Raw genomic sequence first — 11,898 nt, forward strand, 5'->3', positions numbered from 1 at the left:
ACGGGTGCCCACAGTGTCTTTGAACGCAAGTGACGGGAGCAGAGACCGGTGTCCGATGAGCACCAGGAGTTCCAGCTGCGGTTGCCGAACGGCGACGACATCGACCGGGCGCGTGGCGTCCTGTTGGATGAGGTGGGGACGAACGGGAGCCGTAAGTTCCTACTCCGCGCCGGCTCGCCGGCTCGCAACCATGTGATGCCCTCGTTCAAGAAGCACTTCAGTGGCACTTTCCGGCGGCGGGAGGAGCTCCAGGCCACCGGTGTGCTGCGCCCCTCCGATCGCTGGCCGGGGTGGCTGGAGCTGTCCGAGGACGTTGAGTGCGGGTCACCCTCGTTCGCTGCGGAGCTCCTGGTGGGTGCTCCCCGCAATGGTTGGGTGTGGTGGAAGACCGAAGACGGGGCGCCGCTGTCGGACTTCATGGCGGGAGTCTGGTCCGGCCCCAATCGCGCCTGGCTCGTCCGTGGCTCCAATGTCTCCGGGCTCGATCTCGTCCAGCGGCTCTGGCTTCCCGAGAACCGGGTCACCCTCTCCGCGTCCCGGTTGCGGCAGGGGGTCGAGCAGGGGACGAGCAAGGACGAGCTGCGCACTTTCGTCCATGAGGACTACGAGTCCACGGCGACGTACAGTCAGAAGCAAGAGCTGCTGGAGGAGTTGCACGCCTTCCTGTCCCGAATGAAGCCCGGGGACACCGTGTGCACCATCTCGGCAGGGCAGCTGTACGTGGGCGAGGTGACCGGGCCCGTGGAGCAGACGGTCTCTGAGGACGGGCGAGCCAACCTGCGTCGGCCGGTCGAGTGGCAGAGCTCCGGGTACGCGTACGAGGAGCTGCCCGAGGAGCTGCAGCAGAAGCTGTCCGTGCAGCACGATGTCGTCGATCTGACGGCAGTGCAGGCCTTGCTGGCCGGGCTCGGGTTGAGCGACGAGGACCTCACCGAGACGGCCGAGGTGACCGAGCGCGACCCGTCCGTGGAGATCCCGGCCATCGCGGCCCGCCGCGAGGTGGAGCTCCCCGCGCCGACCGCTGAGCTCGCCGACGACCTGCTCGTCCACGATCTGAGCTGGCTGCAGGAGGTGCGTGATCTCCTCTGGGACGACCGCCAGTTGGTGCTCTATGGGCCGCCGGGCACCGGCAAGACGCACCTTGCCCTGAAGCTTGCGGAGTTCCTCGGTGGCGGGCCCGAGCGGGTCAAGCTTGTGCAGTTCCATCCCTCCTACGCCTACGAGGACTTCTTCGAGGGCTTCCGCCCCAAGGAAGACCCGAAGACGCGCGAGGTCGCCTTCCGGCTGACCGCCGGACCATTGCGGGAGTTGGCCGATCTCGCCTCCCGCGAAGGGAACCGGCACGTCCCGCACTTTCTGATCATCGACGAGATCAACCGGGCCAACCTGGCGAAGGTCTTCGGTGAGCTGTACTTCCTGCTGGAGTACCGCAACAAGTCGGTGCGGCTCACCTACTCGGGCGACGACTTCGCGCTTCCGCCGAACCTGTTCGTGATCGGCACCATGAACACCGCCGACCGCTCGATCGCCCTGGTCGACGCGGCGATGCGGCGCCGGTTCGCGTTCGTCGAACTGTCGCCGCGCATCGAGCCGACCAGCGGCCTGCTGCGGCGCTGGCTCGCCGCCAAGGGCCACGATGCCGAGCCGGCCGACCTGCTGGACGCGCTCAACTCCCGGATCGACGACCACGACTTCCGGATCGGGCCCTCCTACCTGATGAAGCCGGGCGTCTACCGGGAGGGCGGCTTGGAGCGCACCTGGCGGACGAAGATCCTCCCGCTGCTGGAGGAGTACCACTACGGGGAGGGCATGGACGTCGAGCAGCGGTACGGCCTTGCCACCCTCCGGGATTCCCTCGCGTGACGGACGCCGTCGTCGTCGACCTGGTCGAGCACGCCCCGGCCGTCAGCCGTCCGCTCTCGGACGCCGTCGGCCGGGCCCTTGCCGCCTCCCGCATCGTCGAAGCCGCCCCTGACCCGTACGTCACGGGTCGCTGGATGCTCCGCGCGGGCAGCAAGGTCGGCGCGGTGGCCCTGGACGTGTCGGGCGGTGCCCATGTGACCGTACGGATTACCCCCAAGGTGCCCATCGCTCGGCTCTTCTTCCTGATCGGCTACAGCCTCAACCCGCATGGCTGGCGGGACGGCCAGATAGAGGTCGGTGAACACGACGACCTCCTGCCGGCGCTCGCCCACGCGGTGGAGCGCCAGGTCGATATGGCGCTGCGTCAGGGGCTCCTACAGGGCTACCGCGCCGTCGAGGACAGTTCACTCGTCGTCCGGGGCCGCATCCGGGAGGCGGAGCAGATCCGCCGCCGGTTCGGCGCGACCCTGCCGGTCGAGATCGCCTACGACGAGTTCACCATCGACATCGCAGAGAACCGCATCCTGCGGGCCGCCGTCGACCGGCTGCTCCGCCTCCCCGGCGTGCCGCGCGACGTACGCCGCCGCCTGCTGCACCAGCGCGCCCGCCTCGCCGACATCACTCCGCTCGTACGCGGCCAGCTGCTCCCGGCCTGGCACCCCACGCGGCTCAACTCCCGATACCACCATGCGCTCCGCCTAGCCCGCGTCGTGCTGGATGGCTCCTCACCCGAGCACCTCGCCGGTCAACTGCGCATCGACGGCTTCCTGTTCAATATGAACAAGCTCTTCGAGGACTTCGTGACGGTCGCCCTGCGCGAGGCGTACCGGGGCTCGGGCCGTGCCTGCCGCCTTCAGGACCCGCACCATCTCGACGAAGCGGCCCGGATTCGGATGAGGCCTGACTTCGTGCTGTACGGGGTGGAGGGCAGTCCGCAGGCGGTGGCCGACGCCAAGTACAAGGCCCAGAAATCCGACGGCTACCCGGACAGCGACCTCTACCAGATGCTCGCCTACTGCACTGCCCTCGGTTTGCCGGAGGGGCACCTCGTGTACGCGAAGGGGAACGCCCCGCACGCGGCTCACCGGGTCCGGCACGCGGGCATCGTCATCCACCAACATGCGCTGGACCTCGACCGGCCGCCGACCGAGCTGCTGGGCGAAGTTCGTTCATTGGCACGGCAGATGGCGCCTGACGGGACGGTATGATCACGATCGGAACGTCCGCCAGGGGGTAGGGAGTCCGCAGGTGCCGCAGCTCGCGTTCGCGAACAGCTTCTGGGAGAGCTACGACATCCTGGAGAGGCCGGTGAAATCTGGCGTGCGCAAGGCGATGGCGAAGTTCCAGCAACTCACCGTGCCTGAGCTGCATGCCGACAAGGGCCTGCACCTGGAGTCGGTGGAGAAGGCGCGCGATCCGCGGATGCGCACCATCAGGATCAACGACTTCTGGCGCGGCGTCGTCCTCGCCCCAGACGACGGCAGTGACGTCTTCCTCCTGATCAACGTGGTGCCGCACGACGACGCCTACACCTGGGCGGCCAAACGGCTCTATACCGTCAACACGGCGACGCGGGCCCTGGAAGTCCGCAACGTAATCGCCATCGAGCAGTTGACACCAGCGCTGGAGAAGGCCGCGGAGGCTGCTCCGGCGTTGCTGTTCGCCAAGCACTCCGACACGGTGTTGCGTGAGCTCGGCATCGACGACCAGGTGTTGCGGGCCGTGCGGACCGTCGTCGACAAGCCGCAGCTGGAGGCCTTTGGGACGCTGCTGCCTGAAGACCAGTTCGAGGTCCTGCAGTTCCTGGCCGACGATTTCAGCCCGGAGGACGTCTACCGGGACGTCGTCCTCGAACGGCGGCCCGCCGACGTCCGCCCGGAGCCGACCGAGGACTTGGCAGCGGCCATCGCCAATACCAGCAGCCGGATCACCCTCGTCTCGGGGCCCGACGAGCTGACCGACATCCTGGACAAGCCCTTCGCCGCCTGGCGGGTCTTCCTGCACCCCTCGCAGCGGCGGGTCGCCTACCGAGCCTCCTACGCCGGGCCTGTCCAGGTCACCGGCGGGCCGGGTACCGGTAAGACCGTCGTGGCACTGCACCGCGTCAAACACCTGTTGTCCCGCGCGCCCGACACCCGCGTCCTGCTCACCACCTACACCAATGCGCTCGCCGCGACCCTGCGCGAGAATCTGGCGCAGCTCCTCGATGGTGACGACAGGCAGCTTGCCCGGGTCGACGTGACGACGGTCAACGCCTACGCGCACCGGATCGCCACCGAGCTTGGTGGCCGGGTGCCCGCCCCGATCGGCGACCAGGAGGAGCGGCAAATCTGGCAGCGCGTCAGGAAGCGCCTCGACCTGCCGTGGACCGAGCAGTTCCTCGCTCAGGAGTACCGGAACGTGGTGCTCGCCCACGACCTGCGGACCCTGGAGGACTATCTCGCCGCCGACCGGCGCGGGCGGGGAACGCCGCTGATGCCACTGCGGCGGAAGCTGCTCTGGTCGGCCGTGGAGCTCTTCGGCACGGAGCTGAACGCACATGGCGGCGTGACACATCTTCAGGTGTGCGCAGAGGCGGCCCGACTGCTCGACGAGGCCGGGGCGCGCCACGACCACGTGGTGGTCGACGAGGCGCAGGACCTCCACCCCGCGCAGTGGAGGGTGTTGCGGGCGGCTGCCGCGTCCGGCCCGGACGACCTGTTCATCGCCGGTGACCCGCACCAGCGCATCTACGACTCCCGGGTGTCGCTGGGATCGCTCGGGATTACCGTCAAGGGCCGCAGCAGCCGTCTGCGCATCAACTACCGCAGCACGGAGGAGATCCTCGGCTGGTCCACCGGCATTCTCGGCCCGGCCCCGGTCGAGGACCTCGGCGGCGACGGGAACGACAGCCTCGCCGGCTACCGGTCGCTGCTGCACGGTCGTAGGCCGCACGTCGACGGTCACGGCTCCGAGCAGGCCGAGGTCGCCGCCCTTGTGGAACGGGTGCAGGGCTGGATCGCCCAGGGTATCCGCCCGGCCGAGATCGGGGTCTGCGCGCGCTTCAATCTGCTTCTCGACAAGGTCCACGACAGGCTGTCCGCCGCCGGTGTGCCGGCAGTACGGGTCCGGGACAACCCCGCTCCCCACACAGACGGCGTGCGGCTTGCGACCATGCACGCCATGAAGGGTCTGGAGTTCCGGGCGGTGGCAGTCCTCGGGGCGACGGCCAGTGCGATGCCCTTCGCCCGCGAGATCACTCCGGTCGAGGTGGACAGGCTCCAGTACGAGACGGACCTGCTGCGCGAGCGGTGCCTGCTGTTCGTGGCCTGCACGCGGGCTCGGGAGGCACTCGCCGTCTCCTGGAGCGGAGCGCCGAGCGGATTCCTGCCCGCGCGAGGGTGACCGGAGGGGTCAGTCGCCGTTGCTCCTCGGGTACAGGCCGCCGTTGGTGAGCCCTTCACGGGCGAGTGTGGCGGCTTGTTCGCTGAGTGCGGCGAGCTGCCTGGTGCAGTCCTCGAACTCCTCAAGCGCGCGGAACGCGGTCCCGTAACGACGTTGCTCCTCGATGCCCATCTGCGGAATGCGGGAACCGCGCGCGTCGAGACGGTAGGTGCCGCTGGCACTGGTGGAGCGGCGCCGATTGGCGGGGCCGACCAGAAAACCCTTCAGATAGTCGGTGTCGAGCTGGTCGCTGACGGAGAGGGGCCCGCTCTCGGAGTACTCGACGAGCCCGGCCCGGGCGAGGTCGGCGATGCTGACGGACGCGGTGTCGAGCGTGCCGAGGCTGTTGCCGGGAAGTAGGAGGGGCAACAGGTCGTTGAGCGCCCGAAGTTGCTCCTGCACCTGTCGGCGCAGCGCCACGTAGTCGCTGATGTAGTCGCGCCGTGCGGCACCGACATGAGTGCCGGGGGTGAGGTCGACGGTGTCGTCGAGGAGGTTGATGAGCGGGACATCGACGACCTGGCCGGGTTCGGGGTCGAGGGGCGCGTCCGGAGCGTTCGCGGTGAGATCGACCATACGGACTGCCGTCGGCGCGGCACCGTCGGGACGCTGGAGCACCCACAGGTGTACCGGCAGCGCGTGGGCGGTGGCGGTTCCGGCCGGAAGGGCGATGACCTGGGCGAGGATGCCTCGCCGGACGAGCTCCGCACGGATGCGGCGACCGGCCTTCCGGTAGGCGACGGAGGCTGGCATCACCATGATGGCCCTGCCTCCGGGCGCCGTATGCGAGTACGCGTGCTGGAGCCAGGCCAGCTCGCCCTCCGCGCGCGATGGGGTCCCGAGCTCCCAGCGCGCATCGAGGAGGAGGTCCTCGCGCCCCCAGTCGGGCGAGGCAACGGGCGGGTCGCAGATGACCAGATCAGCTTTGAAGTCGCTCCACTGGTCGTCGCGGAGCGAGTCGCCGTTCCGGATGTCGGTGGGCACGCGGTTGGTAAGACCGGCGCGGAGCCGGGCGAACTCCGCCATCGACGCATCGACCTCTTGGCCGTGCCGGGTTGGCCCGGCAGTGGGGCCGATGGAGAGAAGTAGGGCGCCAATTCCGCAGGCAGGGTCCAGGATGCGCGCCGACGTGGGGACGGAGCCCGCGAAATGCCGCACTGCACGGATGACTGCAGGGGAGGAGACCTGGTCGGATCCGGTGCGGCGGGTGGCGTCGAGAAAGCGCTCGGTGAGAGCGGTGATCAGCTCGGCCTTCGAGGTCCGGTCTACGATCTCCAGAGCTTGACCGACGATTTCGGATGCGAGGCCCGTTGGCGGCGCGCCGTGTGCGAGGAGTCGACCCACCGCCACGAGACCGCTGACTATGTCGTCCCCGTAAGTCCCCCGAAGGGATTGCCACAGCCTGACGTCGTCGGACACGTCCTGCCCTTTGTGCTGTCTGGCGAGCCAGGTCCGCACCTCGGCGAGGTCGAACAGTGGGCTGGTTGCCCCGCCCCCGGCTGGCGCGGGGAAGTCCTCGTAGCGCCGCCGCCAATTGGAGACCGCGGCCCTGGTCACGCCGGCCAGTCGAGCGATCTCGGCTCCGGTGATCAGCGGATCGGTGGCAGGGCGAGTGTCCTCCTTCATAGCGCCACCGTACACGGCAAGAGAAAGTGAATCCAAGGTCCAGCGTGTTGGCGATGTACACGGATTATTTGTGAAGGATGTCGTTTACGTGTGACTGAGCCGTCCATGCGGCCGTCGGAGGCCGAGCGGGTGGACGACACCGACACGTCACGGTTCGTCGCCTCCGTATGGCAGCAGCAAGTGCGGTCCCTGCCACCATGGTCCTCCGCTGGGACCGGGGTGCCATCGAGTTGGAATGGGTGGGGGAGGAGGGCAGCACCTTCCGGCTGCGCAGGCTCACCAGGGACTTCCGGATTCACGACTGGCGGCACAGCCGGATCAGCAGCGATCTGGACGCGGGGGGGGAATCCGGTGGAGGTGTCGGCGAACGTGCAGCACCACTCGCCCGGCTGCACGATGACGAAGTACGGGCATCGGAGCAAGGCTGGGGCTGTGAAGCTGGCCCGCTGATAGTGCGCGGCGCATGGGTGGTGCTGCCCTGATCTATAGCAAGATCATTCCTGTGGGTCACGCGGTGGGTCACGCGACCGCTGCACGGAGCCCGCAAAACAAGAAAACCCCACGTGAAGTGGGGTCTTGCCTGGTGTCCGAGGGGGGACTTGAACCCCCACGCCCGATAAAGGGCACTAGCACCTCAAGCTAGCGCGTCTGCCATTCCGCCACCCGGACCGGGTGTTGTCTTCGCGGCCCGTTGCCCGCGTCGACATGTGTAACTGTAGCAAGGAACGGCACCAGGACCCAAAACCGTCCCTGGCAGGGGCCCTGCGGCTTGGATCCGGGGGAATGGCCTTGGGGTGGGGCGGGTCCTGGGGGAGGATGGCGGAACCGTGCCCGCAGGGCCCCGGTGTTGGGTGCCGGGGTGGCGTGGAGGTGCGCCGGGTGGGCGAGACGACGAGGAGTGACCGTGAGCGAGGCGAAGGTGACGGCTGAGTCGGAGGTCGCCGAGATCTGTCGCGACCTGATCCGGATCGACACCAGTAACTACGGTGACGGTTCGGGTCCCGGGGAGCGCAAGGCGGCGGAGTACGTTGCGGAGCAGCTGGCGGAGTTCGGTCTGGAGCCGAAGATCTACGAGTCGGCCAAGGGCCGGGCCTCGACCGTGGTGCGGATCGAGGGCGAGGACCGTTCGCGGCCAGGGCTGTTGATCCACGGCCACACCGATGTGGTGCCGGCCAACGCGGCGGACTGGACGTACGACCCGTTCGGTGGCGAGATCGCGGACGGTTGCGTCTGGGGCCGTGGCGCGGTGGACATGAAGGACATGGACGCGATGACGCTGGCCGTCGTCCGCGACCGGCTGCGGACCGGGCGCAAGCCCCCGCGCGACCTGGTGCTGGCCTTCGTGGCGGACGAGGAGGCGGGCGGCACGTACGGCGCCCGCTACCTGGTGGACAAGCACCCGGACCTGTTCGAGGGCGTGACCGAGGGGATCGGTGAGGTCGGCGGCTTCTCCTTCACCGTCAACGACCAGGTGCGGCTGTACCTGGTGGAGACGGCGCAGAAGGGCATGCACTGGATGCGGCTCACCGTCGAGGGCCGGGCCGGGCACGGCTCGATGGCGAACGACGACAACGCGATCACCGAGCTGTGCGAGGCGGTGGCCCGGCTGGGGAAGCACACCTTCCCGCTCCGGATCACCAAGACGGTGCAGGCCTTCCTGGACGAACTGTCGGACGCGCTGGGCGTGAAGCTCGACCCGAACGACATGGACGAGACGCTCCGGGTGCTCGGCGGCATCGCCAAGATGATCGGCACCACGCTGCGCAACACCGCCCAGCCGACCATGCTCGGTGCCGGGTACAAGGTGAACGTGATCCCCGGCCAGGCCACCGCGCACGTGGACGGGCGCTTCCTGCCCGGCCACGAGGAGGAGTTCCTGGCCGAGCTGGACAGTGTCCTCGGGCCCCGGGTGAAGCGGGAGAGCCTGCACTACGACAAGGCACTGGAGACCGACTTCGACGGTGCGCTGGTGGAGGCGATGCAGTCGGCCCTGCAGGCCGAGGACCCGATCGCCCGGGCGGTGCCGTACTGCCTGTCCGGCGGCACGGACGCGAAGTCCTTCCAGGACCTGGGGATCCGCTGCTTCGGCTTCGCGCCGCTGCAGCTCCCGCCGGAGCTGGACTTCGCCGGGATGTTCCACGGCGTGGACGAGCGGGTGCCGGTGGACGGCCTGAAGTTCGGCGTCCGGGTGCTGGACCGGTTCATCGACGCCTGCTGAGTCGTGGTCGGCAGGACGGCCCGCCCCCGGGGTTCCCGGAGGTGGGCCGTCCGCTTGTCGGAGCTAATGACGAGCGGAACGGTGAAACGCCGGGTGCAGAAAGGATTCCTCCGTTAGTCAACTGGCCGACTGTGTGTACGAGTTGTCACCGTTGAGAGTGAATGGGTGATCCACTCCGTACCCCGTTCGGCCCAGCGTCGTTCACCCATATGCAGGCCGGAACAACGGCCTGTGGGACACAGGAATCGACCAGGAGGAATACCCATGAAGGTCAAGAAGATCGTCGCAGTCGCCGCCGCCACCGGTGGTCTGGTGCTCGCGGGTGCGGGCGCCGCCGCCGCTCACGGTGGCGCGGCCGCGAACGGTTTCGCGACCAACTCGCCCGGTGTGCTGTCCGGTAACAACGTCCAGGTTCCGGTGCACGTGCCGGTGAACCTGTGCGGCAACACCGTCAGCGTGATCGGCCTGCTGAACCCGGCGTTCGGCAACAACTGCGCCAACTTCTGAGCAGTCACCGGCCGTTCCGGCCGGATCGACCGCTGAGCGTGTGACACCGACGGACCCCTGGCGGCAGCCAGGGGTCCGTCGGCATGTCCGGGGGCGGAAGGGGTCGGGGGCGTCACTCGATGGAGTGAAAGGGCGCGTTCGGCTCAACCGGAGAACCCGTCAGCTCGTTGTTCGGTGTACAGGGGAAGACCGTGTCAGGAATTCCGACAATCACAACTCATCAGGGGAGTACATGCGTCAGGTCGCAAAGAGGGGCATCCTCACCGCAGTCGCCACCGGCAGCGTGCTGGCCTCGGCGTCGGGCTACGCCTACGCGAGCTCGGACGCGCAGGGGGCCGCCACCAACTCGCCCGGCGTCGGGTCCGGCAACAACATCCAGGCGCCGGTGGACATCCCGGTCAACGCCTGTGGCAACACGGTGAGCGTTGTCGGCCTGCTCAATCCCGCGATGGGCAACGACTGCGCCAACAGCTCGGGCCATGGGAAGGGCGCCGAGACCCGGGGCGCCGAGGCGCACGGCAGCGCCACCAACTCGCCGGGCGTCGCCTCCGGCAACAACATCCACGCCCCCGTCTCGGTGCCGATCAACGCCTGTGGCGACTCGGTCAACGTGGTCGGCATCGGCAACCCCGCCTTCGGGAACGACTGCGGCAACATCGCCACCCCGCCGCCGCCCGCCCAGGACGAGGACTGCCCGCCCGGCACGCACAACCCGCCGCCACCCGCGAGCACCCAGCCGCCCGGCACCACCCCGCCGGCCGGCGAGACCGGCGGCGCCGGCCACGGCGCCGGCCGTGGCGGCCTGCCCGGCGCCGAGGAGATCGGCACCCCGGCGGCGGCCGTGGCCCAGCCCGCCTCGTACACCGAGACCCCGCCGCCGGCGCCGGCCGCTGCGCCCGTCGGGGTGAGCCGGGCGCAGCTGGCGCAGACCGGTTCGGAGGGGTTGCAGCTGATCACCGTCGCCGGTGCGGCCCTGCTGCTCGGCGGCGGCGTGCTCTACCGCCGCTCGCGGGTCGGCGTCTGAGAGTCCCGGTCATGGCGCGGGGGCGGGCCTGGCTCGCCCCCGCAGGTCACCAGGTGCTGCGGACCTGCCGGATGATGCGGCGGCGCAGCCGGACCGTCCGCCGACCGTCCGGGAAGAGTTTGAGCCTGTCCAGCTCCCAGTGCCCGTACTCGGCGTGCTCGGTGAGCAGCTGCCTGGCCGCGTTGCGGCTGGTGCCGCGCGGGATGCTGAGCGACTGGTACTCGTACTCCGGCTGCCGAACCAGCTTGGGTGGGGTCAAGACTCTCCTCCTGCAGGACGCGTGCAGGCAAGGGTACGACCTGCCTGCGACAACCAGGGCTTGCTCGGCCCACCGGGCCTGCCTGCCACGTCTGCCGAGCCTGAGGTGGGCGCGGCTGACAGTCAATCAGTTTTCGTACCACTGACGAGATACCCCGCCACGGCAGCTGCGACGCGCCCGCTGGGGGAGGCGGACGAGCCGGTCCGGGCGCGGTACAGATCCGCCCGGACCGGACATCCGGGCGGAAGTTGCGGTGAATTCCCGGAAGTAGACGGCAACCCCTGTGCGTGTTGTGCCCGGGGGGAGATAGCGTCAGCACCATGTCTGATGCCGCGCAGCACTCCATCATCGACGTACGGGCCGCCGCCGAGGCGGTCAAGTCCGCCATCGACCGCCACCTGGCCGCGGTCTCCGGTCCCACCACAGCGGACGATCCCGCCGTGGCCGGCGCCTACGAGGAGCTCGCTGCGGCGGCTATCGCCTACGACCAGATCCTGTACGAGGTCTATGACGAGGTCACCCCGTTCGAGGTGCCCGGCGACGAGGGCACGGGCGGGTACTCGGGCCCGGAGCAGCCCGAGGCGATCAGCGTGCTGATCCGCCGCGACTACCTGGTGACGGACCCGAAGCGGCTGCGCGAGCAGGCCGAGCAGGTGGACGACTCGCTGACCCCGGGCGGCGACCCGGCGGGTGGCGCGGTGAACGCCGCGATCGGCGTGCTGTTCGGCGAGTACGAGCCGGACGAGATCGCGGCCCGCTGCGAGGAGTTCGGCCTGGAGGAGGGCGACTCGACGCTCTGGGTCGCGGCCACCGAGCCGTCCGACCCGGGGGAGTGGCTGCCGGAGCCCTTCGACGGGGCTGACCCGCAGCTGCTGATCTGCCGCTTCGACGTCAGTGAGGTCTACGACGACGACCTGGACGCGCTCGACGAGGAGTAGCCACCACGGCACAGCGCGGAGGGGGTGGGGCCCGTTGTGG

9 protein-coding genes and 1 tRNA gene are annotated in these 11,898 nt (G+C 69.2%); 7 read left to right on the forward strand and 3 right to left on the reverse strand.

Annotated elements, in window-relative coordinates:
* Positions 1-48 precede the first annotated feature (48 nt).
* Genes ASC99_RS21530 through ASC99_RS21540 form a run of 3 tightly spaced genes read left to right on the forward strand, consistent with a single transcriptional unit; the run spans position 49 to position 5,247 of the window.
* Positions 49-1,863 (forward strand): DUF4357 domain-containing protein, encoded by a 1,815-nt coding sequence (locus tag ASC99_RS21530; RefSeq protein WP_057234553.1) that lies wholly within the window; start codon positions 49-51, stop codon positions 1,861-1,863.
* Positions 1,860-3,071 carry an McrC family protein gene (locus tag ASC99_RS21535; protein WP_057234555.1) on the forward strand — a complete coding sequence of 404 codons (1,212 nt, stop codon included), beginning with the start codon at positions 1,860-1,862 and terminating at the stop codon, positions 3,069-3,071. The genes ASC99_RS21530 and ASC99_RS21535 overlap by 4 nt, the downstream gene beginning before the upstream one ends.
* A 40-nt stretch (positions 3,072-3,111) precedes the next feature.
* Positions 3,112-5,247, forward strand: coding sequence for a UvrD-helicase domain-containing protein (locus ASC99_RS21540; RefSeq protein ID WP_057234556.1), 2,136 nt, complete (start codon positions 3,112-3,114; stop codon positions 5,245-5,247).
* Between the two features lie 9 nt (positions 5,248-5,256).
* Here ASC99_RS21540 and ASC99_RS21545 read toward each other — a convergent pair whose 3' ends face one another.
* Both ASC99_RS21545 and ASC99_RS21550 read right to left on the reverse strand, forming a co-directional pair.
* Complete coding sequence (locus tag ASC99_RS21545) at positions 5,257-6,912, reverse strand: N-6 DNA methylase (protein ID WP_057234558.1); 1,656 nt, start codon at positions 6,910-6,912, stop codon at positions 5,257-5,259.
* A 581-nt stretch (positions 6,913-7,493) separates the two neighbouring features.
* Positions 7,494-7,581, reverse strand: a tRNA-Leu gene (locus ASC99_RS21550).
* A gap of 229 nt (positions 7,582-7,810) precedes the next feature.
* On the opposite strand from ASC99_RS21550, the gene ASC99_RS21555 reads away from it, so the two are divergent.
* The 3 genes from ASC99_RS21555 to ASC99_RS21565 all read left to right on the forward strand — a co-directional run bounded on the left by ASC99_RS21555 (position 7,811) and on the right by ASC99_RS21565 (position 10,661).
* Positions 7,811-9,130, forward strand: coding sequence for a M20/M25/M40 family metallo-hydrolase (locus ASC99_RS21555; RefSeq protein WP_369824392.1), 1,320 nt, complete (start codon positions 7,811-7,813; stop codon positions 9,128-9,130).
* Positions 9,131-9,394: 264 nt separating this feature from the next.
* A complete protein-coding gene (locus tag ASC99_RS21560) occupies positions 9,395-9,637 on the forward strand; it encodes a chaplin (protein WP_057234560.1) in 243 nt (80 codons plus the stop codon).
* A 232-nt stretch (positions 9,638-9,869) separates the two neighbouring features.
* Positions 9,870-10,661 carry a chaplin gene (locus tag ASC99_RS21565; RefSeq protein WP_057234562.1) on the forward strand — a complete coding sequence of 264 codons (792 nt, stop codon included), beginning with the start codon at positions 9,870-9,872 and terminating at the stop codon, positions 10,659-10,661.
* Positions 10,662-10,707: 46 nt separating this feature from the next.
* Here ASC99_RS21565 and ASC99_RS21570 read toward each other — a convergent pair whose 3' ends face one another.
* A complete protein-coding gene (locus ASC99_RS21570) occupies positions 10,708-10,905 on the reverse strand; it encodes a DUF5703 family protein (protein ID WP_057234600.1) in 198 nt (65 codons plus the stop codon).
* Positions 10,906-11,240: 335 nt separating this feature from the next.
* Between ASC99_RS21570 and ASC99_RS21575 the strand changes: the two genes are divergently transcribed.
* Positions 11,241-11,858 (forward strand): hypothetical protein, encoded by a 618-nt coding sequence (locus tag ASC99_RS21575; protein ID WP_057234564.1) that lies wholly within the window; start codon positions 11,241-11,243, stop codon positions 11,856-11,858.
* Positions 11,859-11,898 lie beyond the last annotated feature (40 nt).

The sequence above is a fragment of the Kitasatospora sp. Root107 genome, assembly GCF_001424875.1.
Lineage (GTDB): Bacteria > Actinomycetota > Actinomycetes > Streptomycetales > Streptomycetaceae > Kitasatospora.